Genomic DNA, 24,316 nt, shown 5'->3' with positions numbered 1-24,316 from the left:
GAGGAAGTCGCGCAACTCAGAAACCGAAGGCAAAAGCTGAGGAATATGGAGCGATCGTGAATCTCCGGGGGCGTAACTCTCTCACGGCCTACCAGCAGGACATCTGGGCGGCGAACTCCCTCTTCCCGGATCTCCCGCAGTTCAACTGCTTCATCACCGACCGCTTCACCGGTGACGTCGACGTCGACCTGCTCAAGGAGTGCCTGCGCCGTGCGGCCGACCGCAACGACGCGTTCCAGCTCCGGATCGACCCGGAGGACGGAACCCCGTGCCAGTGGACCGAGCACGAGGCGTTCGACATTCCGACGGTCGACCTTTCCGGAACTCCCGCGCCGCGTGCGGCCTGTGAGGCGTGGATCAAGGACGCCTTCGACGTCCCGTTCGAGGTGGAGCGCCGCCGGCTGTTCAGGATCACGGTCCTCAAGGAGCGCGAGGACGTCGTCCACGCCTACGTCAAGGTGCATCACATCGTCGCCGACGGCTGGGGCCTGAACCTGTTCATGTCCCAGGTCCGCGCCGAGTACGACCAGGTGCGGCGGACCGGGGAGTTCAGCGGCCCGCCCGCGCCGTCGTACCTGGACTTCGCCGAGGACGAGCGCCGCTACCGGGGTTCGGACGACCACGAGCGGGACCGGGAGTTCTTCCAGGAGCAGTTCAAGGGCGTCGCCCCGGCCTTCTTCCGCCGCGCCGCGCCGGCCGGGTCACGGAGGAGCGCCCGCCACAGCTTCCTGATCGAGCGCGGTCTCATCGAAGGCATACGGGAACGCGGTCATTCGGTCTTCGCGTTCGTCGCCAGTGCCTTCGCCGTCTATCTCTCCCGGATCCACGGCAGCGACGAGGTCGTCCTTGGCGTGCCGCTGCTGAACCGGCCCACCGCCGGGCAGAAGGAGACCGTCGGCCATTTCGCCAACACCCTGCCGCTGCGGGTGACTCCCAGCCCCGACCGCACGATGAGCGAACTGGTCGCCGGGGTGCAGGCCGCGACCCGGGCACTCAAACCCCACGAGCGCTTCTCCCTGGGAGACCTGCTGCGCTCCGTGCCGCTCCAGGACAGCGGCCCCAAGCGGCTGTTCGACACCACCATCGCCTACCTGCGCTGGCCGAACCCGCTCGACGTACAGGGTGTGGCGTACGAAACCGTCGTGCAGGCCCGCGCCCACGACGACGACGTACTCGCGGTCGTCGTCAACGAGTTGGACGACGTCAGCGATGTCCTGGTCGACATGGACTACGCCCTCGACGTCTTCGACGCGGACTTCCCCATCGCGTCCGTGGCCACCCACATCGAGGCGATCCTCAAGGGCACCCTCGACCGGGCGGACCGCCCGCTGTCGGAGGTCCCCATGATCGGCGCCGCCGAGCGCGCCGCCCTGATCACGGTGGGCAGCGGCCCGGAGACCGACTACTCCCAGGACGCCACAATCCACGCGCTCTTCGAGCAGCAGGCGGCCAGGACGCCCGACCGGGTGGCGCTCCTCGCCGACGATCCCGCCGATGCGCTCACCTTCGCGCGGCTGGACGCGTGGGCGAACCACATCGCTCACCAGTTGCGCGGCGACGGTGTGGCCTCCGGCGACCGGGTGGCCGTGGTGGCCGAGCGCGGCCCGCACCTGGTCGCGGCCGTCCTCGGGGTGCTCAAGGCAGGCGGCGCGTACGTACCGGTCGACCCGAGCCATCCCGAGGGTCGCGTCAGGTTCCTGCTGGCCGACAGCGGGGCGAAGGCCGTGCTCCTCGGCCGTACCGTTCCCGGCTCCCTGGTCGGCGACGCGGTACCCGTGCGCCGCCTGGACGACACCCCGGGCGCCGAGCCCGAGCCGCCCGCACCCGCCGGCGGCGGCCCGCGCGACCTCGCCTACGTCATCTACACCTCGGGATCCACCGGGCAGCCCAAGGGCGTGCAGGTCGAGCACCGTTCCGTGGTGAACCGCCTGGAGTGGATGCAGCGCGGCTACCCGGTCGGCGGCGGGGACGTCCTGCTCCAGAAGACACCGGCGACCTTCGACGTCTCGGTGTGGGAGCTGTTCTGGTGGGCGATCACCGGCGCCGGACTCGCGCTGCTCCCGCCCGGGGGCGAGCGGGATCCCGCGGCCATCCTCAAGACGGTCGAGGCGCACCGGGTGAGCGTGGCCCACTTCGTGCCCTCGATGCTCGGCCCCTTCCTCGACCTGCTCGAAGAGACTCCGGCCCTGGTGGACGACATCGCGTCCCTGCGCCTGGTGTTCTGCAGCGGCGAGGCGCTGACGCCCGCCCAGGTGAACCGGTTCAACCGGGTCTTCGCCGCAGCCGGGGTCACCGTGCCACGCCTGGTCAATCTCTACGGCCCGACCGAGGCCACGGTCGACGTCACGTACTACGACTGCCCGGGCGACGCGGCCGAGGACGTACGGCGCGTACCGATCGGGCGGCCGATCGACAACATCCGGCTCTACGTGGTCGGGGCACACGGCGACCTGCAGCCCACCGGGGTGCCCGGCGAGCTGTGCATCGCGGGAGTGGGCGTGGCCCGCGGCTACTTGGACCGGCCCGAGCTGGACGCGGCGGTTTTCGTGGCCGACCCGTTCACCCCCGGCGGGCGGATGTACCGCACCGGCGACCGGGCGCGCTGGCTCGCGGACGGCACCCTCGAATACCTGGGCCGACTCGACGACCAGGTCAAGATCCGTGGAAACCGGGTGGAGCTCGGCGAGGTGCAGGGCCGTCTGACGGCCTTCCCCGGCGTCCGGGACGCGATCGTCGTGGACCGGAACTCACCGGCCCGCGGCGTCCACCTGGTGGGCTACTACGTCGCGGACGAGGACGTGCGGCTCGCGGAGCTCCGGGCCCAACTCCTGAAGTCCTTGCCGGAGTTCATGATCCCGGCCTTCTTCGTGCGGATCGACCGGATCCCGCTCACCGCCAACGGCAAGGCCGACCGGCGAAGGCTGCCCGCTCCCGCCGTGGAGGCGGACGCCAGGACCGCGGCGCCGGCCAACGAGACCGAGGCGAAGATCGCGGCGGCCTGGTCGGTCGTCCTCGAGACCGACGAGATCGGCGTCGACCAGGACTACTACTCCCTGGGCGGTGACTCGATCCTGATGCTCCGCATCCAGGCCGAGGCACGGCGCGCGGGCGTTCACTTCACCCTGGCCGACATGGTCCGCAACCCCACCGTGGCGGCGCTCGCCGCGACCGCGACCACCTCGTCGCCGAACGGTCAGGACGCCCCGCTGGAGCCGTTCGCGCTGGTGTCCGGAGTCGACCGCGCGCGGCTGACCGGCCTGGCGGACGCCTATCCGGCGACACGGCTGCACCTCGGCCTGCTCTACCACAGCCGGGAACACGAGAAATCGGCCGTGTACCACGACGTATTCCGCTACTCCCTCAAGACGGTCTGGAACGAGGAAGCGCTGCGCCGCGCCTTCGACAGCCTGGTCCGGCGCCACCCGGTCCTGCGCTCCGCGTTCGACCTCGGCGGATACTCCGAACCCCTGCAACTCGTCCACCGGGAGGCCGACGGCGGCCTGGAGATCGCGGATCTGCGCGACCTCGGCGACCAGGAGGCGCAGGCCGAGATCGCCCGGCACATCGAGGAGCGCCGGTACCACGAGTACCGCCTCGACCGACCGCCGCTCTATCTGTTCCGCGCGCACGTCCTGAACGACTCCGTGGAGCTGGTGTTCAGCTTCCACCACGCGATCCTCGACGGCTGGAGCGTGGCCACCCTCGTCCGCGAACTGCTCCAGGACTTCCTCCACCACGCCGGGCAGCCCGTCGCCGCCGTCCCGTCCGGACCACTGCCGTCCCCCGCCCTCTACGTACGCGAGGAACGGCGGGCCCTGGCCTCGGACGCCACCAAGCGCTACTGGCAACGGCTGCTCACCGGCGCCGAACTGGTCCAGATCGACGGGCTGAGGCCGTACATGCCCGCGGGCGACGAAGGGATCGACGAGGGGATCATCGTCCACCAGGTGGAGCTGCCGGACGGCCTCGGCACCGAGATACGCGACCTGGCGCGCACCCACGGCCTGCCGGTCAAGTCCCTGCTGCTCGCCGCGCACTGCCTCACCCTGCGGCTGTTCTCCGACACGGGGGACATCACCACCGGCCTGGTCACCGGCGGGCGGCCGGAGGAGGCCGACGCCGAACGGATCACCGGACTCTTCCTGGAGACGCTGCCGCTGCGCCTCGACACCCGGCCGCGCACCTGGATGGAGTCGGCGCGCGAGGTCTACCGACAGGAGCAGGACAGCCACCCCCACCGGCGCTACCCGCTCAGCGCGATCCAGGAGGACCGCGGCGGGGACGTCATCTTCGAGACGGCCTTCAACTACGTCCACCCGCACGTCCTCAGCTCGTTCTTCGAGCACACCGACATGGAGCTGACCGACTTCAGGACCTGGGAGGAGACGAACTTCAAGCTCCTGGTCAACGCGGTGATCGACCCGGTGGACGGACGCCTCTGGCTGCGCATGGACTGCGACGGACGCACCTTCTCCCGCCCACAGGCGGAGAGCATCGGCCGCACCTACCTCGCCGTCCTCCAGCGGATGACCGAACACCCCGACGCGGACGCCGACTTCGCCTTCCTGCGCGATCCGCGAGCCGAAGCGGCACTGCGGGCAGGAACCGCCCCCGGCAGCGGCGGCGACACCCCCGCGAACGTCATCCGGCGGATCGACGAGCACGTCGCGTCCACTCCCGACGCGGTGGCCGTCTCCTGCGGATCGCGGCAGTGGACGTACGCACAACTCGACGAGGCCGCGAACCGGATAGCCCGCGGCCTGATCGGCGCCGGCGCCCGGCCCGGATCGACCGTCGGCATCGCCATGGACCGTTCGCCCGAAACGCTGGCCACCGTGCTGGGGGTCGGGAAGGCCGCGGCCACCTGTGTCCCGCTCGACGTCAGCTATCCGCCGGCCAGGCTCGCGGCGATGGTCGCCCAGGCAGACCCGTTGCGGATCATCACGCACGAGACGCACGCGCACCTCTTCGAGGACTTTTCCCGACTGTTGTACGTCGACGACCTGTTGTCCGTGGATGACCCGCTCGCCGCCGAGCCGGAACCCGGCGGCGGTCCGCGACTGCCGGACATCACCGGCGAGACCGTCGCCTACCTGCTGTTCACCTCCGGGTCCAGCGGCGAGCCCAAGGGCGTCGAACTCCCGCACCGGGTGCTCGCCAACTACATGGAGTGGCAGATCCCCTCCGCCAGCGGCGCGGCGGGCGGCAAGACCCTCCAGTTCGCGCCGCTCAGCTTCGACGTGGCGTTCCAGGAGATCTACTCCACCCTCTGCGGCGGCGGCACCCTCCAGCTGCTCGCCGAGGAGGAGCGGCGCGACATGCCGGCGCTGCTGCGGCTCATGGACCGCGAGGAGGTGGAGCGGGCCTTCATGCCCTGTGTCGCGCTCCAGCAGCTCGCGGAGACGTCCCAGGCGCTGGGCATCCGGCCCCGCGCACTGCGGGTCGTGATCTCCTCCGGCGAGCAACTGCGGATCACCGACGAGATCCGGCGGTTCTGCGCCGCGCTGCCCGGCACCGTCCTGGAGAACCAGTACGGGCCGACCGAGACGCATCTGCTGACCCATCACACGATGACCGGCGACCCGGCCGGCTTCCCCGACCTGCCGCCCATCGGCACCCCGATCGGCGGGATCGAGATCCACCTCCTCGACGGTCTGATGCGGCCGGTGCCGCCCGGCGCGAAGGGCGAGGTCTACATCGGCGGGGTGTGCCTGGCCCACGGCTACCGCAACCGGCCCGACCTCACCGAGCAGCGCTTCGTGCCGCATCCCTCCGGCGAGCCGGGCGCCCGCCTCTACCGCACCGGAGACCTGGCCAGGGTCATGCCCGACGGAAACCTCGTGTGGCTCGGCCGCGCCGACTCCCAGGTGAAGGTGCGCGGTTACCGGGTCGAGCTCGCCGAGGTGGAGATCGCCATCGCCAAAATCGCCGAGGAGCAGCCCGGCATCCGCGAGGCCGCGGTGGTGGCCCGGCGCCGGGAAGGCGGCGACGCGTTCCTCGCGGCGTTCCTCGTCGGCGACGCGGCGGCCGTGGACCTGGACGAGGTGCGGACCCGTCTGCGTGCGGCGCTGCCGGACTACATGATGCCCTCGCACCTGGAGTGGCTGGCGAGCCTGCCCCTGACACCCAGCGGCAAGCGGGACGACGCGCTGCTGCGCCGTATGCCGCTGGCCGCGCCGGCGGCGGACGCCGCCCCACCGGCCGACGAGCACGAGAAGGCGCTGGTGGGCATCCTGGCGGAACTCCTCGAGCTGCCCTCGGTCGGGGTGCGGGACAACTTCTTCGACATCGGCGGTACGTCGCTGACCGCGATGCGGCTCGTGATGACGATCGAGAAGCGGTACGGCGTCAGCGTCCCGCTCTCCGCGTTCGTCGCGGCGCCGACCGTGGCCGGGCTCGCGCAGCGGCTGCGGGCCGGGGAATCGGCGGCGGAGTTCGACCCGGTCGTGCCGATCCGCACCCAGGGCGGCAAGCCGCCACTGTTCCTGGTCCACCCGCTCGGCGGCCATGTCCTGTGCTACGTACGCCTCGCCCGCCAACTGCCGGAAGACCAGCCCGTCTACGCGCTGCAGGCCGCAGGGACCGTCCCCGGCACGGAACCGCTCAGCTCCATCCCCGAGCTGGCCGACAGCTACCTGAAGGCGATGCGCCGGGCGTGCCCCGAAGGTCCGTACGTCATCGGCGGCTGGTCGTTCGGCGGCTTCATCGCCTTCGAGATGACGCGCCAGCTGCAGCGCACCGATCCGGATGCCCTCCAGGGCACCGTGCTGATCGACCCGATCGCCGTCAAGCAGGGAGAGCGGCCCGACGTCGCCGACCACTCGCTCCTTGAGTGGTTCTTCTGGGAGCTGCTGTGGATGGAGCAAGGCGGAACCACGCCGGTGGTCCCGCTGCCGGACGGTCTCGACGACGAGGAGAAGTTCGGCTTCATCGTCGAACACGCCACGCGGGCGGGCGTGCTGCCCGCGGGCAGTTCACGCACCACCGTGCGGCGCCTGTTCGGGATGTTCAAGGCGCACTGGCAGGCGATCCTCTCCTACCGGCCCGAATCGAGCGACGAGGACCTGGTGCTGCTCCGCGCCACCTCGGAACTGCCGGAGATCCTCCAGCCGATGCACGGAGCCGCACAGAGCCTGCACGAGGACCCCACGAACGGCTGGGGAGCCCTGACCACCGGCCGACTTCAGGTGGTGGACGTGCCCGGCGACCACCTGGTCCTCCTGGAGGAACCGCACGTGAACGTCATCGCCCAGGAAATCGCAGGAATCGTAGAAGTGATGGCCGACCGACTCGATCGGCGCCCGACCGACAGGAGTGGAAAATGACGCGGCACTCCCCACGCAAGGCCATCGTCATCGGGGCCGGGATCGGCGGTCTCGCGGCCGCGGCGACGCTGCGCCGGGTCGGCGTCGAGGTCGAGATCTTCGAACGGGCTCCCGAGCTGCGTCCGGGGACCACGGCGGTCTCCTTGATGTCCAACGCGGTCCTGGCGCTGCGCACCCTGGACATCGACATCGCCCCGGGTCTGGAGAAGCGCGGTGAGGTCTTCGACGAGCTGAAGTTCCTCACCAGGCGCGGCCGGCTGATCAGGGCCCTTCGGTTCCGTGAACTCGCCGACCGTCTGGGCGCGTCGAACCACGCCGTCCACCGGGCCGATCTCCAGCAGACGCTGCTCGACGCGCTCGGAGGCGACCAGCACATCGAACTGAACGCAGCGGCCAAGGAGTTCGTCACCGGCGACGACGGGGTCGAGGTGACCTTCGAGGACGGGCGGAAGGCCTCGGGCGACGTCCTGATCGGCGCCGACGGCTTCAACTCCGCGATCCGCCGACAGGTGGCGGACGCCGACGCCGACGAGCCCCGGCCCGGCAACTACGTGTGCTGGCTGGCGACGGTGCCCTTCAGCCATCCCCGGATGACCAAGGGCTACGCCGCCCACTACTGGGGGCGGGGCCAGCGCTTCGGCCTCGCCGACATCGGCCACGGCCGCGCGTACTGGTGGGCGACGAAGAACGTCCCCGACTGGGTCACCGGGAACCCGCGGCTCGGCAAGGAGAAGGTCGCGGGACTCTTCGCCGGCTGGGCCGAGGAGGTACAGGAGGCGATCCGGGTCACCCCCGAGGAGAACATCGTCAGCATCACCGCGCAGGACCGCCCGTTCCTGGAGCGGTGGGGCACCGGACGCATGACCCTGCTCGGCGACGCGGCGCACCCGATGCTGGTGAGCCTCGGCCAGGGCGCGGCGCTCGCCATCGAGGACGCCGTCGTCCTCGCCGAGTACCTCAAGGAGGCGACGGATCCGTCCTCGGCCCTGCGCGGCTACGAGGACCAGCGCCGGCCACGGACCGAGGGACTGGTCGCCGCGGCCCGCGCGCTCAGCGAGACCGAGCAGTTGGAGGGCCCCTTCGCCTCCCGGATGCGCGACCTCTACTTCCGGTTCGCGCCCGAATCCAAGTTCACCAGCCAGAACGAAGCGGTCCTCACCTGGCCCCCGCTGGGCTGACCCACGCCGCCCGCAGCCGTCCCAGGAGCAAGCCATGGATCCGTGTCACGTGCCGGATCACCGTGGAGGTCGAGTCGCCGGACGGCGGATGGCGCCGTCCGACGTGGCCCGGATGACACAGGTGGTGACCGAGGCGCTGCGCGCGCTGGGTGGCGCGGGATGCGGGTGCGGGTCAGCCGGAGCCGACGAGCGGGCACGCACGCGGGCCTGGCTCGCCGAGTCCGCCCAACTGCTGTACGCGTACGGCTTCGACGACGTCGAAGGCGAGTGAACCGGACACCGCGGCGGACATGGGGGACGGCACACCCTCCCCGGCCTACGTGCCACCGGAGACGACGGGATCGCCGTGGCCGACGCACATCGTCTCCGCGCCGAGCCCGGTCAGCAGGTGGGCGGAAGCCAGCAGGCGGGAACGGTCCTGGTTGAACACTCCGGGTACGACGTCGGAGCCGATCCTGGCCAGGCCGTCCCCGGCGAGCAGCACGGAGTGCGCCGGGATGTGCAGGGCCAGGCTTCCCTCGGTGTGCCCCGGGACATGGACGACCCGGGCGCCCCCGGCGAATTCGAGCACATCGCCGGGGGCCACCTCGATGTCCACGGGGCACGGCGGGGCGCAGGAGATCGCCGGACGGTCGGCGGTCGGCCCGCCGGGACCCTGGACCTGTTCGAACAGCTCGCGTTCCCGGTCCGGCGCGTCCGTGAAGTCGGGCCAGGGCGGCGGCTGTTCACCGCGGATGACCGGGGCGTCCGCGCGGTGCGCGAGGATCGTCGCGCCGTACTGGGCGGCCGGCTCGGCGGCCGCTCCCACGTGGTCCCAGTGGAAATGCGTCAGGACGATGCGGCGCAGGGCGTACGGACGGAGCCCGACGGACCCGAGCGCCGCTGCCATCTCCCCGGCGGTGCCGGGAGATCCCGCGTCGATCAGCGTGAGCGAGGAGTCGTCGTCCTGTACTTCGGGCGCGAGGACGCAGAACGGGATGTGACCGACGGGCTCCTGTTACGCGGAGGGTTCCTCCCCACGGTGGCGGAGGCCGAGGAGGTCAAGGCCCAGGCGACGGCGTGAGGACGTCAATGCCGAGGTCACCCGGATCCAGGACGTCCTGAAGGCGCTGGAGTCTTATGAGAGCCCATCGTCTGAGACCCCATCGTCGAACTAGTGCCGCATCAGGCAACGTTCGCCCTGTCGATGGCTACTCTGACGACGTGGCCGATGAGAAGGACAGTGGGAGCGGCTCGATCCGACGCCCCTCGTGGGACCCGGTAGTGTCCACCGTCGCGCTGGAACTGGTCGGCCTCGCTTTCTCCGGGTTGGTCGCTCTGGTGGGGTGGCCGTTCGGGTGGCTGCCCGACACCAGTCTCGTCGGCCTCGTGACGGGCCTGATCGCGATCGGGCCTGCGGCTGAGTTGTACCGCAGGGCGGGCCCGCCGCGTCGGCTTGCTGTTGTCACCGCTCTCCTTGCGCTGGCAACGGTGAGACTGCTCGTGGCTGCAGCAGCGAACTGGGCCTTTCCTGCGCTGGCTGATCCGGGCGTCGGTATCCTCGTCGGCTACCTTGTTGCGTTACCCATCGGCGTGGCTGTGTTGGCTTGGTTCCTCACCAGGGCGAACGTTGCCTGATGCGGCACTAGGCAGTTGCACGACGCGCGCCCCCGCCGCTCCGGGAGGGGAGGGGGAGGGGGCGCGGTGGAGCCAACGGGGTGCTACGCCATGGGTGTTGAGCGGATCGCGGAGATGTCGAACTGCAGTCGCACCTTCTCGCTCACCATGGTGCCGCCCGCCTCCAGGCGCTGGTTGTAGACCAGACCCCAGTCGGTGCGGTCGATGGTGGTGGTGCCGTCGAAGCCCGCCCTCTCGTAGCCGAACGGGTCCACGACCGAACCGAGGTAGTCGAGTTGCAGCTCGACGGGCCGGGCGACGCCGCGGATGGTCAGGTCCCCCGCCATGCGGAAGGTCTCCCCGCCCTCATGGACCGCGGACGTGCTGCGGAACACCATCTCCGGGTAGCGGCGCGCGTCGAAGAAGTCGGCGCCTATGAGGTGCGCGTCCCGCTGTTCCACACCCGTGTCTACGCTGCCGACCTGGATGACGATCTCGGCCCGTGACGCGGAGGGCCGGGCGCCGTCGAAGTGCAGCGTGCTGGTGTAGTCGGCGAAGGCGCCTCGCACCGTCGTGACCATCGCGTGCCGCACGGAGAATCCGATGCGGCTGTGCGGGCGGTCGATGGTCCACTCGCCCGTCAGCGCACGAAGCGCCGGGTCGAGCGCGGCATCGGCGGCAGAGGAAGGCTTTCTGGGGCCGACAGCCGGCGCCGGTTCGAGGGTCGCGGTCTGGCGACGGCTGAAGATACCCATGATGTCGTCGTCTCCTTAGGAATTGATCACTCCGTGTTATCACGGTGGAAACGCGCGCTCCCCAGCGAGATGGGAGGTCTCGTCCGGGTTCCATGCCCCTGACTGCAAAGATGCACAACATCGACACGGATGTGGATGCACCGGCGGGTGGCGTCACGTGACACAAGGTCACATTGGCGCTGTGTCAGTTACCCCGATCAGCAGGGCGTGAATGCGGGCAGGGTGAGGGCCGAGTGGGCCGGCCGACCTTCCGGGGCAGGGGGCATGGCGCTGAGTTTGCGCAGCATGTCGTTGCGCTGCTCCAGGGCGCCGGCGGTGGTGGGGAAGAGGGTGGCGTCGCCCTTGCCGACCTGTTCCTGGTTCAGGGTCACGAACTCACGGGTGCTGTGTTCGTACGCGGCGAAGCCCGCGGCGTGGTCCCGGTCGGCCAGGGAAGCGGCGAGCATGTACGCGCCGACGAGCGCGAGGCTGGAGCCCTGTCCGGTGAGGAACGAGGGCGCGTACGCCGCGTCGCCCACCAGCGCGACCCTGCCGCTGGACCAGCGGGGCATGCGGATCTGGCTGACGACGTCGAAGAACAGGTCGTCCGCGTCGCGCAGGGCGGCAAGCATGCCCGGGACCTCCCATCCCGCGTCGGCGAAGACCGCGGCGACCAGGCCCCGTTGGGCTTCCGGATTCCGGAACGCGTCGAACGGCGGTTCCGGGCGGGCGAAGTTCAGGAAGGCGTGCACTTCGTCGTTGTCCCCTGTGGCGTAGAGTGCCGCGGCTCTGCCCGGGGTGTTCCAGATGACGGTCTCGTGGGAGAGCCCGAAGGTGTTGCGCATGGTGAATCCGGCGAAGCAGTAACCGAGGTATCGGTGGAACTGCTCCTCGGGGCCGAACAGGGACGCGCGGGTACGTGAGTGCAGTCCGTCCGCGCCGAACACCATGTCGAACGTACGCCTGCCGCCCCCGCGGAACGTGACGTCGACCCCGTGGCCGTGGCCGTGGCCGTGGCCGTGGTCGGACTGGTCGAGGGTGTCGATGGAGTCGTTGAACAGGAACTCCACGTCGTCACGGACCGCCGCGTAGAGAGCGCCGGTCAGATCCCCGCGCCGCACCTCGAGGTCCTGCCCCGCGACACCCCCGGTGACGGTGTGCGGATCGAGCGAGGCCACCTCGCCGCCGTCCCCGTCGAGGAAGGTCAGCCGGCGCAGGTCGATGTGCGCGTCCCGCAGTCGCGGCAGGATTCCCATCCTCCGTACGACCTCAAGTGCCGTGCCGCGTACGTCGATCGGGTAACCGCCGAGACGCGGCGTGCCCGCCTTCTCGACCACCGTGACCGCGAATCCGTGGCGGTTCAGCCAGAACGCGAGGGCGGGCCCCGCGATGCTGGCCCCGGATATCAGGACCTTGCGCTTCGGCGTGGCACGGATGTCCCTCAACTGCTCGGTGCGGTTCATTCCTTGACTCCTTTGCTCATGGTGCGGGCGACAAGCAGGGACAGCGCTGTGACGGCGCCGGCTATGACGAAGCCGGTGACGAAGGCCGATTCGGCCGGGACATCCGACCCGGAAGGGGTCCCGGCGGTGAGGAGCGCGCCACCGATCTGCGCACCCACGGCGTAGCCGAGGACGCGCGTCACCAGGACCAGGCTGGTGGCGATGCCGGTGTCATTTCGGTCGACGGATGTGGCGGTGCCGGTCACCAGCGCCGTCACGCACAGGCCGTTGGCGAGCCCGATCAGCAGCTTGCCGATGACCAGGTGCCAGATCTCGGTGTGCGCGGCCGCCAGGGCGATCAGGGCGGCGGCCATCAGGACGACCCCGGTGGTTACCACGGCACGCGAGCCGAAACGCCGTGCCCCGATCCCGCCGAGCGGCCCGGCAAGCGAGGCGGCCACGGCGCCGGGAAGCAGGAAGAAGCCGATCTCCGTGGCGCCGGCCCCGAATCCGTACGCGTCGGCGGACACCGCGAAGAGCTGCGGGATGAGATAGACCGCCACCGAGGTACCGAGGCAGATCACGAACGTCAGCACACACGACTGCCACATCGCGGGCCGTGCCAGCATGCGCAGATCGACCATCGGCGAGACCGCGCGGCGCTCGACGGCGACCCATCCGGTCACGAAGGCGGCAAGCACCACGATGAGGGCGCCGAGTACGAGGGGCTGCGAGGCGATGTCGGGTGCCGTCGCCAGCACGAGCATGAGCGTGACCAGCGTCCCGCTCAGGAGAACCAGGCCGGGCCGGTCGACCCCGGTGTCGTCCGACCGGCGCGGCGGGTCAAGCGGCATCAGCCGGTTCACCAGCACGGTGGCCCCGATGACCGCGATCGTCGGCAGCGCGAACATCCAGTGCCGGGACAGCCCTTCCGCCACGGGCCCGGCCGCCAGCGTTCCCGCCATGCCGCCGCCCACGAACAACCCGCTGACCACCCCGATGGCCACCTTCGACTCTCCCGCGGGGAGGTGTTCGCGCACCAGGATGAACGACAGGGGCAGCGCGCCCACCATCGCCCCTTGCAGTACCTGACCGAACAGCAGCACGGGCAGGTTCGGCGCCAGGGAGGACACCAGGCCACCGGCCGAGACCACCGCCATCAGCCGGATCAGGACGCGTTTTCCGCCGTAGCGGTCGCCTAACTTGCCTGCGACCGGCGTGATGAGCGCGCCGGTGATGAGGAGCACGATGCTGAGCAACGCCCCTTCGGCGGGGCTCATGTCCAGCTCGCGTTGCAGGAGCGGGAGCGTCGGCGTCACCACCGACTCCAGGGCGCCGGTGGCGACTGCCAGCAGGCCGAGGGCCCAGACAGCGGCCTTACCGATACGGACCGGGGGAGCCAGAGTTGCGGTCATGGACATCCTTTCCGTCGTGCCGGATTACTACACTACACCGTGCAGTGTAGGACGGTTAGGATGTGCCCATGCCGACCACGAAGACGCCAGCCACGAACGCGCCGGCCACGAAGACACTGCGCGAGGGGTCCACCCAGAAGCGGGCAGCCATCCTCTCGGCGGCCCGGGACCTGTTCCTCGCCGACGGCTTCGACCGGTCGAGCGTCGACGCGGTCGCCGCCCGGGCCGAGGTGTCCAAGCGGACGGTCTACGACTACTTCGGCGACAAGCGGACGCTGCTGCAAGCAGTCGTCGACGCCGTCGGCCAGTCACTGATCACCACGATCCGGCGCACGCTCGACGACACCCTCACCGACGCCACCGAGGCAGCCGAACTCGAGGACGCCCTGGTCACGTTCTCGATGCGCATCGCGACCGACATGCTCGGCTCGGCGGAGTACGCGACGCTGCAACGACTGGTTCGGGCGGGATCCGACCACCTGCCGGACGGGGGCAGGAATCCCATGGCCGACACTCCCGACGAGGCGATCGCCGACCGGCTCGCCGCCTTCGCCGCGGCCGGGCTGCTCGACGTCCCCGATCCCCGACTCGCGGCGGACCAGTTCATCGCGCTGACCTTCGGCGTCGCGTTGGACAGGCTGGGTTCCGCGAATGCCGCGGAGGACGATCGCGTCCGGCCACTCGTCGTCGAGGGCGTGCGGACCTTTCTCCGGGCGTACCGAGCATGAGCAGCGGCACCGAACGGAGAGAGCGGGCCGAGCGGGCTTTCCCCACCCCGCACGGGCTCGTCGGCGTCGGAGTCGTCGTCCTCGACGCGGGCGGGCGTGTGCTGCTCGGGCTCGGGCACGACGGGCGCTGGGAGTTGCCGGGCGGCAAGGTCGACCCAGGCGAGAGCTTCGAGGACGCCGCGGTGCGTGAACTGGCCGAGGAGACCGGCCTGGTGGCGGATGCGGAGGAGGTCCGGATCGGCGCGTTCTTCGTGGACGGGGAGCGCGGGGTGACCCGGGTGACTGCCGGGGCACTCGTGGCGGCGGCGTCGGGTGCGGCCACGGTGCGGGAGCCGGACAAGATCGAGCGGTGGGCCTGGTTCGCGCCCCAAGACGTACCGGCCGAACTCTTCGCGCCGTCGGCTGCCGTACTGCACGGATGGCGGCCGGAATTGGGCGCGGCGTCCGGTGCGTTCCACCGCTATCCCACTGCACGCCACTGAGTACATCACCGCTCGCCCGGCCAGGCGGCGAACCGGCGCAGCCCGTACAGCGGCGGCCGCGCCGGTTCGTCGGCGAGTTCGGCGTCCATCACCTCCCCGGAGAGCCCTTCAAGCCGGGCGGCACGATCCAGGGGCTGCTCGAGTTCCCGGTCACTTGGTGGTCGAGTCGACTCCCGCGCCCGCGTCAGGTGAGGAGTCGTCCTCGAAGCTGGCGTAGTACGCGGCCGCCATGTCCTCGTCGCCGTGGCCCTGCGCGGCGGCGCGGCGCAGGCGTTCGGCGCCCGCGGCGGCCACGTCGAGGCGGAGGCCGTGCCGCTCGCCCGCCTCGACGATCAGACGGGCGTCCTTGACCGCGGTGGACACCGCGAAGGCGGGCGGTGTCAGCCGATCGCCCAGGATGAGATCGGCCTTGGCGTGCAGATAGCCCATGTCGAGCGGGCCGCCGGCGATGGCGTCGAAGAAGTCCTGCGGGTCCACACCGAGCGCCCGGGACAGGGCGAGGGCCTCGCCCGTCGCGTTGGTGGCCGCGATGACCCAGCTGTTGGCCACCAGCTTGAGCCGCGTAGCACTGCCCGCGGCCCCGTCGTCACCGGTCCACACGGTCCGGGCGCCGACGGCGTCGAAGACGGGGGTGACCACGTCCCGGCCCTCGACCGGCCCGGCGGCCAGGACAAGCAGCTGTCCGGCCTCCGCGGGCTGCCGGGTGCCGAGCACGGGAGCGTCGTAGAAGGGGAGTTGGTGGCTGCGGGCGAAGTCGGCGAGTTCGCCGACCGCGTCGATGCCCGCGGTCGTCGACTGCACCCAGGCCGTGCCGGGGCGCAGGCCGGGGACGGCCTGCCGCATGACCTCCAGGGCGGCGGCACCGTCGTACAGCATGGTGAGGACGGCGTCGGCGCCCCGCACCGCGTCGGCGGGGGTGTCGGCGATGTACGCGCCGTCGGCGGCCAGTGGCTCGGTCTTGTCGCGGCTGCGGTTCCAGGCCCGGACGTCATGCCCGGCGCGGGCGAGGTTGCGGGCCATCGCGGCCCCCATGATGCCGGTGCCGAGGATGCTTACGGTGATCTTGTCGGTCATGGCATCAACCTACTGATCCGCGCCGCACGGGGTCAGTCCGGGGCCTCCTCGCCAGGACGAAGATCGCTCTCTACGGTGGCACCAGTGATGCTTGGGGAAGGTGCCCCGAGCGCGGAGCGAGGGGGAGTTCTGGATGGCGAGCGAAGAGCCCGAAGGACCAGAAGAGCCCGAAGCGCCGAACGGGCCGCCGGAGCCTCTGGAGATGCACACGCACAACGACCTGTCCGGAATCGTGCACGGGCCCGTCGTCCAGGCGGGGCAGGTGCACGGCGGCATCACCTTCAACGTCCAGCAGGCGCAGGCTCCCGGACCGCACATCAGGCCGGACCAAGTCCCGCCCGTGCTGGGGAGTTTCGTCAATCGGCGGGACGACATCGCACGACTCGACGGCTGGTTCGGCACGGGACGCACGGAGCGGACGCGGGACCGCGTCGGTCTCGGGCTCCTCTACGGCCTGCGCGGGGTCGGCAAGACATCGATGGTCTGCCACTGGGCGGCCGAGCAGGGTCGCGCGCTCTTCCCCGACGGGCAGATCTACGTCGACTTCGCCTCGCTGGGCGGGCCTTCGGGCGGCAGCGACGTGTCCGAGGCCGCGCGCAAGTGCCTGCTGTCGATCGGGATCGGGGAGTCGTACATTCCCGCGTCGTACGAGGACCGCGTCGCGCTGTTCCGGTCGCATTCGGCGCCGCGCCGGTTACTGATGGTCTTCGAGAACGTCAGCCACCCGGCACAGGTGCGGTCGCTGATCCCCAAGGGGCCGGGCAGCGTCGTGCTGGCCACCAGTCACGCCCGCCTCGGTGAACTCGCCGTCTCCGGGGCCAGATTGCTGCCCGTGGAACCCTTCGGCCACACCAGCGGCTTGGAGTTGCTGGCCGAACTGTGCGGCGACGAGGCCGTGACGGCCGAGGAGGAGGCGGCCCGGCACCTGGTCGAGCTGTGTGCGGGTCTCCCCGAGGCGCTCAGTGTGCTCGCCGCCCGGCTGGTCGCCGGGCGGCGGCTGACCATGACCCGCCTCGCCCGCGAACTGGCGGATGAGAGCGGCCGGTTGGCGGGGATGGCCGTGGGGAAGGAGCGTTCCGTGACCGCGGTGTTCGATCTCACGTACCGGGAGCTGTCGCCGGAGGCGTCCCGGATGTACCGGCTCGCGTCCTGCCTGCCGGGAGGGTCGTTCGACGCGGGGGCCGCGGCTGCCACGGCCGGGCTCGGCACGGACACAGCCCGCTCCCTCCTCGATGCCCTGGAGGAGGTGCGGCTCCTGGACATGACAGAGGACGACCGCTACCGCTTCCACGATCTCGTACGCCTGCATGCCCGCGAGCGCGCCGCGCAGGAGGAGACGCGGGGAACGCTGCGCGCGGCGGTCGAGCGCATGGTGACGCACTACCTCGCCCTGACCGCGTTCGCCGACCGGGCCGTGAGAGCCGACAGGCTGCGCATCGCCGATCTCACGGAACTGCTGTCCGACGCACCCGATCCCTTCGCCGCCGCCGCCGCCGACGACGGCGCGCCCGCCCCGCTGGACTGGCTGGAGGCCGAACACCCCAACATCCTCGAGGTGCTGCGCACGGCCTTCGACGAGGGCCTGTTCACGCAGGTGTGGCAACTGTCGGAGGCGTTCACGGTGCTGTTCCTCCACCACCGGCACCTCGCCGCGTGGAAGGAGTCCCTGGAGCTGGGTGTGGCGGCAGCGGTGGCGGACCCCACGCCGGTCCCGGCGGCCGAGGCGAGGCTGCGCAGCCTGCTCTCCCGCCCGCTGATGAGCCTCGGCGAGCACGAGGCGGCCCGCGTCGAACTGGAGAAGGCCGTGGCCTGCGCCGAGGTGTCGGGGCACCCCGTGGTGCACGCCTCCGCCCTGGAGTTCGCCGGACGCGTCTGGGAGCGCACCGATCTGCCCCGGGCCATGGCGGCGTACCGGAAGTCCCTCGAACTCAACGTCCAGGGACGGGAGATGCGGGGCGCGGCCATAGCGACGTACTTCCTGGGCCGCGCACAGGACGCCCACGGCGATCTCGCCGACGCGCTGGAGACACTGCGGGAGGCGCACCGGGCGCTGACGGCCTGCGACGACCCGAGGATGGCGGCGCGCGTCCTGATCGCCCTGGGCACGGCGCACGAACGAAGCGGCAGGACCGACGAGGCGATCACGGCCCTGAAGGGCGCGGCGGAGTCCCTGCGCGCACTGGAGGCGTTCCACTACGAGGCCGAGGCGAGGGTGGCGGTGGCCAAGATCCTGGAGGCCGGGGATGAAGACGCGGCGGGCCGCCGCGCTCTGGTCCTGAGGGCCGCGGAGATCTACGAGTCGGAAGGCAACCCGGAGGCAGAGGAGTTGAGGCGGTGGCTCGGACGGATGCCGGGTGAGGGGGACGCGTGATGTGTGGTGGAGGCGAGGGGCGGGCGGCGCAGTCGAGGCGCCCCGGTTGTCGCCGCCTCCGCTGAGCGGGATGTTTGGCGTGCGGTGGAGGCTAGGGCCTGTCCGATGGGTCCTGCCGGGGTCGCGGGCCCTGGCATGCGCTCCCCCAAGCTCTCGGCTTCGCTCGAGCAGGGAGGTGCCGCCTCCGGCGTTGTCGTCGGTTGCCGACGCTCCGCGTTGTCGCCCTCCTCCGCCTTGCAGCTGCACGAGGGCCCGCTCGGCCCTGGTGAATCGGCGCCCGGCGCGAAGGCCGGCCTGACCCATCGGACAGGCCCTAGGGCGGGGCGGGTTGGCCAAAGGGCCCGGTCGTCGGTTGTGGTCGCACGCGGAGTGCGACGTCCTCCCCGCGTGCGTCGCCGATCCGCAGTGTCACGATGGTGTCCGCCAGGGGGAGTTCCGCGCGCAGGCAGGTGTAGACGGCCGTGGCCGCGAGGCCGGGGCCGGACGGTGGACCCGTCACCGACGCCTCCACGAGACGGCCGTCCCGCAGCCCGGCCAGACAACCGCCGCCGGGCAGCGCCGTCGCGGCGAGCAGCGCGCCGGGGAAGCGGGCGAGGGTGTCCCGCGCCCAGCGGATCGCGTCGGCGGCCGTTGCTGCCGGGGCGCGGCGCAGCAGTACCGACGCGCTCTCGGTCAGTCGCGTGTCCCGCTCGGTGTCGTCGCAGGCCAAGTGCGTGAACGTGTCCGGCTCTTCGCCCGCCGTGTCGCCGACTGCGGCCGGATGGCGTCGTACGACGACGGCTGCGGGATCCTGGTCCCGGATCACCGATGTGGTCACCGTCCAGGACGTGACGACGTCGGCCGCCGGTTCGGGGCGAGGTGGCGGCGACGGGGCGGGCGGTGCGGTTCGCGGCTCCGGCAGCTCCATCAGCCGGTACACCGCCGTACGCAGCCGGGCGAGCGCGAGACCCGGCTCGGCGAAGGCCTGGTCGGCCACGGAGGCGTGTCGCTGTGGGGCGGGTGTTCGGAGGGCGTGGGTCAGTTGGGCGAGCAGATCGCCTTGCGGGTCGAGCCGGGGCGCGGCACGGCCGAGTTCGGCGATCGCCGTGCCCGGTACGGAGTCGTCGCCGAACGCGCCGAGCAGCACGGGCTTGCCCAGCGCCGCCCCGTACATAGTCACCGAGCCGTGATCGCCGACCACCGCCGATGCCGCGACGAGCACCGACTGCCACGCGCCCACCGGCGGAACCAGCAGCAGGCCCGCCTCCAGGGCGGCCGCCTGCACGTTCCGGATCTGCCAACTACCGTGCGCCGCCCACACATTGGGGTGGACGATCGCGGCCACCCGGTACTCGTCGCAGGGCAGCGCGGCGAGCAGCCGAGCCGGGAGTTCGGGCGCCCGGCCGAGCAGCGAGGTGCGGCCCCAGGTCGAGCTGAGCACCACCAGGTGCTGGTCGTCGCGCAGGCCCAGGGCGCGTCGGTACGCGGCGGCTTGCCCCGCGCCCGCGCGCAGTTCGTCGTAGACCGGGTCACCCACGAGCAGGGTGCGGCCCGCGGCCTTCGGATGGGCGGCGATCAGTTGCTCCTCCTGGGCCGGATGCGAGAGGGCCAGCCAGGCCCGGCCCGCCTCGAGCAGCCTGTCCGGTACGACACCGGAGAGGCGGTCCCGTGCCGAGCGGGAGTCCGGCACGAACTTCTGGAAGCCGATGCCGTGCGGGAGGACCAGGACCGGGCACGCGCCGTCCGGCACGTCGATGTTCTCGCTCGCGGAGACGATCAGGTCGGGTGTGATCCGGCTGAGCTGATCCCACGGCATGACCCGGCAGCCGGCGTCGTGCAGCAGATCGAGGACTCCGTCGTTGAAGGCGGATGTGCCGTCGTACGCGAAGACGACACTCACCCGGCTGTCGCCGCGCAGCAGGACCGGCAGACACTCAAGGACCCGCACGGTCGACGTCACCGTGCGAGCCGCTACGACCAGGGTCTTCTCACCGCGGAAGGTGGTCCAGCGGTCGGCGTCGTGACCGACGGGGACGCGCAGGGGCCCTCCGGCGTTCATGCCCGCCCCGAGGGGCGACGCCGAACCGCCCGAACCGCCCGAACCGCCCGACCGGCTCGCGGCTCGCGGCTCGCGGCTCGCGGCTCGCGGCTCGCGGCTCGCGGCTCGCGGCTCGCGGCTCGCGGCTCGCGGCTCGCGGCTCGCGGCTCGCGGCTCGCGGCTCGCGGCTCGCGGCTCGCGGCCATCGTCGACCTAGCGCAGTTCAAGCCGTGCCACAACCTTTCCCCGGGAGCCCGTCCGATGAGCTGGGCACACGTTACCGGCGGGTGCTGTCTCGGGTGAACGCCCACAGCAGGAGCCCGAGGCAGCTGAACGTGGCCCCGAGTGCGCAGACGGCGCCCCAGCCGGCCACCGTGTAGAGGGAGGTCGCGGCGATGGCGCCGGTGGCGCTGCCGATCGAGTAGAAGACCATGTATCCGCCGATCAGTCGGCTGCCCGCAGCGGGGTGCAGCGCGTAGATCAAGGTCTGGTTGGTGACATGGACTGCCTGCACGGCGAGGTCGAGAAGGACCACCCCGACGGCCAGGGCCCAGAGCGAGCTGCGGGTGAAGGCCAAGGGCAGCCACGACGCGGCGAGCAGGGCAAGTGCGATGCCGGTGGTCCGGCCGGAGAGCCCGCGGTCGTTCAGGCGGCCCGCCACGGTCGCGGCCAGCGCGCCGACGACGCCGATCAGACCCAGTGCGCCGATCGCACTGTGGGACAGGGAGTACGGGGCCTCGCTGAGCGGCAGCGCGACGCTGCTCCACAAGGTGCTGAACGCGGCGAAGATCAGCAGCCCGAACAGGGCCCGGATCCGCAGGAGTCGTTCCCGGGCGAAGAGGGTGACCGTGGAGCGCAGGAGCTGTCCGTAGCGCAGGGTCGTGGGCGTCGGGGTGCCGTGGCGCGGCAGCACTCGGTGCAGCACCAGGGCGAGCAGGGCGGTGAGTAACGCCGACGCGAGGTAGACGGAGCGCCATCCGGCGAGATCGGCGAGGAGTCCGGACGCGGTGCGGGCGAGCAGGATGCCGATGACCACGCCGCTGGTGACCAGACCGACGACGCGTCCGCGCCCGGCGGCGGGTGCCAGTGATGCCGCGAAGGCCACCAGCGTCTGCGTGACGACCGCGAGAAGTCCCGTGGCGGCCATGCCCGCGAGCAGGACCGCCGCCGTGGGGGCGACGGCCACCACGACCAACGCCGCTACCAGGAACAGGAGTTGGGCGACGATGAGCCGTCTGCGGTCGGCCATGTCGCCCAGCGGTACGAGGAAGAAGAGGCCGAGGCCGTAGCCGAGGTGCGTGAAGGTGACCACGCTGCCGACAAGTGCCGGGCTCATGGCGAGGTCGTGGCCCATGGTCACCAGGAGCGGCTGGGCGAAGTAGACGTTGGCCACCGCTGCCCCGCAGGCGACGGCGAACAGGATGACGACGCCACGGGACAGGACGAAAACGGCACTCCGTCGTGGCACAGCCTCACAGTTGCCGGGCATCAGCACTCCTCCGCGCTCCTCGGTACTTCTCCGCGTATCTGGTTTCATCTTGCTACCAGTGGCGGCGACAGTAGCCCTGCTTGGTAGCATGTTGCAACCAACATGAGAGTGAGGGGCGCCATGGTGACCAGGACGCGCTTCGACGACAGCGAATGTCCCGTCGCCCGGTCGGTGGACGCGATCGGCGACTGGTGGTCCCTGCTGATCGTGCGGGACGCCTTCGACGGCAGCCGGCGCTTCGGGGAGTTCCAGCGCAGCCTGGGCGTGGCGAAGAACATCCTCACCGCGCGGCTGCGCACCCTGGTCGCGGGCGGTGTCCTCGAATCCGTCCCCGCGTCGGACGGCAGCGCCTACCGCGAGTACGTACTGACCCCGAAGGGCAAGGCGCTCTTCCCCGTCATCGTGGCCCTGCGACAGTGGGGCGAACAGAACTTCTTCGCCCCCGGTGAACCGCACTCAGAGTTGGTCGACCGCCGGGAGGGAAATCGCCTGCGCGCACTGGAAGTGCTGTCCGCGGACGGGCGACGTCTTGACCCCGACGACACTTCCGTCCACAAGGTCTCCGCACAGTGAGCTGAGCCGGAGAGCCAGAGTCAGAGCCGGCGTCAGAGCGCCGCGCCGAACGCCTGCGTCCACCAGGGGCCGCCGGAGCCGTTGTGGATGCCCACGCCGAGTTCCTTGAAGGAGCAGTTGAGGATGTTGGCGCGGTGGCCCTCGCTGTTCATCCAGGAGTCCATCACCGAGGCCGGGGTCTGCTGGCCGCGTGCGATGTTCTCGCCGTAGGTGCTCCAGCGGTAGCCGGCCGCGGTGATGCGGTCGCCGGGGTCCTTGCCGTCGGGGTTCGTGTGGTCGAAGTAGTCGCGGGCGGCCATGTCGGCGGAGTGGTTGGTGGCCGCCGTGGCGAGCTTGGCGTTGGAGGTGACGGGGCCGCAACCCGCCTTGGAGCGCTCGGTGTTGACCAGCTCGATCACCTGGTCGGCGACGCCGCTGGGCGTGGCCGGCGGCGGGGCGGCGGTCTTCGTCGGCGTCGGCTTGGGCTCGGCCTTGGTGGGGGTGGGCGATGGCTTCGCCTTCGTCTTGCTCGGCTTGGGCTTGGGCTTGGGCTTGGCCTTGGTCTTGCTCGGGGACGCGGAGGGCTTTGGCGACTTGCTCGGGCTCTTGGAGGGCGAGGCGCTCGTGGGGGACTCCGTGGCCGCCGCGGTGGAGGGCGAGGTCTCATCCGACTCCGGAGCGGCGAGGACGTAGGCCGTACCACCGCCGATCAACAGGGCGGCGGCAGCGGCCGCCACGGTCGCGTTGCGGCGGCGGCGTCTGGCCCGCTCCAGGCGGGCCCGGCCGCGGGCCGACGGGGCGGCCGCGGGGGTCGCGTGGGCGTTCGCCACCGTGACGAGGCCCGGTGCCATCACCCGGTCCGCGAGCGCCGCCGCCACCGGGACCAGACCGAGGGCGATGAGGAGCCGCTCCGCAGGCACCAGGTTCGACCAATGGCTCGCGCAGGCCGCGCAGTCGCGGGCGTGCCGGGCGAGCCGCTTGCGCCAGAGGGCGGAGGGCATGCCGTCCCAGCCGTGGGCTATCTGCTCCAGCTGGACACAGCGCGGATCGGCCGACAGGGCGCGCACCACCACGCGGGCCGTCTCCAGCTGGGCCTTCATCCGCTGCACCCGTACCGCCGTGTGCTGCGGCGTCTGCTCGAGCGCGGCGGCGACCTCGACCCGGGAGAGCTCGCCCGCGGACTCCAGCCACCACAGGGAGAGCAGCGCGCGGTCGTCCTCATCCAGCCAGCGGGTGGCCTCGGCGGTCTCGCGGCGCTGGCCGGAGAGCCCGAGGCGGACGATGGTCAGGTCGACGAAGTCGGCGCCGGGGTCGACCACGTCGTACGCGTCGGCGAGGCCGCCGCCCGCCGGTATCGGCTCGGCCCCGCGCCCGCGCCAGTGACCGCGTATCTGATTCATCGTGATGGCCACGAGCCAGCTGCGGAAACTCTCCGGGGTGCGCAGTCCCTCCAGGCCGCCGAGCACGCGGAGCATGGTCTCCTGCACCACGTCGTCCACGTCCGCGTGGCCGTTCAGGGCCCGGCCGACGATGTTGTAGACCAGCGGCAGGTACTCGGCGACGAGCTCGTCCTGCGCCTGCTCGTCGCCCGCCCGTGCCGCCATGATCATCGCGACTTCACGTTCACTGCTCACGCTTGTCCACTCTCTGTCCTGGGACCTGTCTCCTCCGACAGAAGGGGAGATCCCTGGTCTCCGCCCCGATAACAGAAACCTGAGGGGACAGCGGAAGATTGTCCGCGGTCTGTACGGACAATGCGCCCAAGGCGGGTCAAAAGTGCCGCGTGGGGCAGGGGGTGCCGTCCCTTCTGCCCGGGAACGGTGCCACGACATCGGCGGCCGGCGCCAGCAAGAGTGGGCGATGACACGATGAGGGGCAGGAGTCACGCGTGGGGACAGGGGGACGTATGGGGG

17 protein-coding genes are annotated in these 24,316 nt (G+C 71.1%); 9 read left to right on the top strand and 8 right to left on the bottom strand.

What is annotated here, in order from left to right; all coding sequences use genetic code 11:
- The first annotated feature begins 56 nt into the window (after positions 1-56).
- The 3 genes from E2651_RS04580 to E2651_RS43690 all read left to right on the top strand — a co-directional run bounded on the left by E2651_RS04580 (position 57) and on the right by E2651_RS43690 (position 8,774).
- On the top strand, positions 57-7,325 hold the full coding sequence (locus tag E2651_RS04580; RefSeq protein ID WP_135329675.1) for a non-ribosomal peptide synthetase: 7,269 nt from the start codon (positions 57-59) through the stop codon (positions 7,323-7,325).
- Positions 7,322-8,503 (top strand): FAD-dependent monooxygenase, encoded by a 1,182-nt coding sequence (locus E2651_RS04575; RefSeq protein ID WP_135329674.1) that lies wholly within the window; start codon positions 7,322-7,324, stop codon positions 8,501-8,503. The genes E2651_RS04580 and E2651_RS04575 overlap by 4 nt, the downstream gene beginning before the upstream one ends.
- A 103-nt stretch (positions 8,504-8,606) precedes the next feature.
- Complete coding sequence (locus E2651_RS43690) at positions 8,607-8,774, top strand: hypothetical protein (RefSeq protein ID WP_167828691.1); 168 nt, start codon at positions 8,607-8,609, stop codon at positions 8,772-8,774.
- Positions 8,775-8,819: 45 nt separating this feature from the next.
- On the opposite strand, the gene E2651_RS04570 is transcribed toward E2651_RS43690, so the two are convergent.
- Positions 8,820-9,482: an MBL fold metallo-hydrolase gene (locus E2651_RS04570; RefSeq protein WP_135329673.1), complete on the bottom strand. Its 663-nt coding sequence runs from the start codon at positions 9,480-9,482 to the stop codon at positions 8,820-8,822.
- A 224-nt stretch (positions 9,483-9,706) separates the two neighbouring features.
- On the opposite strand from E2651_RS04570, the gene E2651_RS04565 reads away from it, so the two are divergent.
- A complete protein-coding gene (locus tag E2651_RS04565) occupies positions 9,707-10,120 on the top strand; it encodes a hypothetical protein (RefSeq protein ID WP_245238572.1) in 414 nt (137 codons plus the stop codon).
- Between the two features lie 83 nt (positions 10,121-10,203).
- On the opposite strand, the gene E2651_RS04560 is transcribed toward E2651_RS04565, so the two are convergent.
- From E2651_RS04560 to E2651_RS04550, 3 genes are all read right to left on the bottom strand, one after another.
- Positions 10,204-10,854 (bottom strand): YceI family protein, encoded by a 651-nt coding sequence (locus E2651_RS04560; protein WP_135329672.1) that lies wholly within the window; start codon positions 10,852-10,854, stop codon positions 10,204-10,206.
- A 197-nt stretch (positions 10,855-11,051) separates the two neighbouring features.
- Positions 11,052-12,296: an FAD-dependent monooxygenase gene (locus E2651_RS04555; RefSeq protein WP_135329671.1), complete on the bottom strand. Its 1,245-nt coding sequence runs from the start codon at positions 12,294-12,296 to the stop codon at positions 11,052-11,054.
- A complete protein-coding gene (locus E2651_RS04550; protein WP_135329670.1) occupies positions 12,293-13,690 on the bottom strand; it encodes an MFS transporter in 1,398 nt (465 codons plus the stop codon). Before E2651_RS04550 ends, E2651_RS04555 begins: the two co-directional genes overlap by 4 nt.
- A gap of 68 nt (positions 13,691-13,758) precedes the next feature.
- Between E2651_RS04550 and E2651_RS04545 the strand changes: the two genes are divergently transcribed.
- Together E2651_RS04545 and E2651_RS04540 are read left to right on the top strand one after the other, a co-directional pair.
- Positions 13,759-14,418, top strand: a complete 660-nt coding sequence (locus tag E2651_RS04545; RefSeq protein ID WP_135329669.1) for a TetR/AcrR family transcriptional regulator — start codon at positions 13,759-13,761, stop codon at positions 14,416-14,418.
- Complete coding sequence (locus E2651_RS04540; RefSeq protein ID WP_135329668.1) at positions 14,415-14,900, top strand: NUDIX hydrolase; 486 nt, start codon at positions 14,415-14,417, stop codon at positions 14,898-14,900. The genes E2651_RS04545 and E2651_RS04540 overlap by 4 nt, the downstream gene beginning before the upstream one ends.
- Before the next feature lie 150 nt (positions 14,901-15,050).
- Here the strand turns inward: E2651_RS04540 and E2651_RS04535 are convergent, their stop codons facing one another.
- Complete coding sequence (locus E2651_RS04535) at positions 15,051-15,974, bottom strand: NAD(P)-dependent oxidoreductase (RefSeq protein WP_135329667.1); 924 nt, start codon at positions 15,972-15,974, stop codon at positions 15,051-15,053.
- Positions 15,975-16,107: 133 nt separating this feature from the next.
- Between E2651_RS04535 and E2651_RS04530 the strand changes: the two genes are divergently transcribed.
- Positions 16,108-18,345 carry a hypothetical protein gene (locus E2651_RS04530; protein ID WP_245238571.1) on the top strand — a complete coding sequence of 746 codons (2,238 nt, stop codon included), beginning with the start codon at positions 16,108-16,110 and terminating at the stop codon, positions 18,343-18,345.
- A 313-nt stretch (positions 18,346-18,658) separates the two neighbouring features.
- Here E2651_RS04530 and E2651_RS04525 read toward each other — a convergent pair whose 3' ends face one another.
- On the bottom strand, positions 18,659-20,383 hold the full coding sequence (locus E2651_RS04525; RefSeq protein WP_135329666.1) for a hypothetical protein: 1,725 nt from the start codon (positions 20,381-20,383) through the stop codon (positions 18,659-18,661).
- On the opposite strand from E2651_RS04525, the gene E2651_RS04520 reads away from it, so the two are divergent.
- Positions 20,382-20,579 (top strand): hypothetical protein, encoded by a 198-nt coding sequence (locus tag E2651_RS04520; protein WP_135329665.1) that lies wholly within the window; start codon positions 20,382-20,384, stop codon positions 20,577-20,579. The genes E2651_RS04525 and E2651_RS04520 overlap by 2 nt on opposite strands.
- Before the next feature lie 60 nt (positions 20,580-20,639).
- Here E2651_RS04520 and E2651_RS04515 read toward each other — a convergent pair whose 3' ends face one another.
- Positions 20,640-21,851: an MFS transporter gene (locus E2651_RS04515; RefSeq protein WP_135329664.1), complete on the bottom strand. Its 1,212-nt coding sequence runs from the start codon at positions 21,849-21,851 to the stop codon at positions 20,640-20,642.
- A 120-nt stretch (positions 21,852-21,971) separates the two neighbouring features.
- On the opposite strand from E2651_RS04515, the gene E2651_RS04510 reads away from it, so the two are divergent.
- The gene (locus E2651_RS04510; RefSeq protein WP_135329663.1) at positions 21,972-22,424 is read left to right on the top strand and encodes a helix-turn-helix domain-containing protein; all 453 of its coding nucleotides are present in this window, start codon (positions 21,972-21,974) and stop codon (positions 22,422-22,424) included.
- Positions 22,425-22,456: 32 nt separating this feature from the next.
- Here the strand turns inward: E2651_RS04510 and E2651_RS04505 are convergent, their stop codons facing one another.
- Entirely contained in the window at positions 22,457-24,037 is a 1,581-nt protein-coding gene (locus E2651_RS04505; RefSeq protein WP_135329662.1) for a sigma-70 family RNA polymerase sigma factor, read from the bottom strand.
- Positions 24,038-24,316: the final 279 nt, after the last annotated feature.

The sequence above is a fragment of the Streptomyces sp. MZ04 genome, assembly GCF_004684775.1.
Taxonomy (GTDB): domain Bacteria; phylum Actinomycetota; class Actinomycetes; order Streptomycetales; family Streptomycetaceae; genus Streptomyces.
The sequence above is the reverse complement of the archived record's forward strand: the minus strand, read 5'-3'. Positions and strand labels throughout refer to the sequence as shown.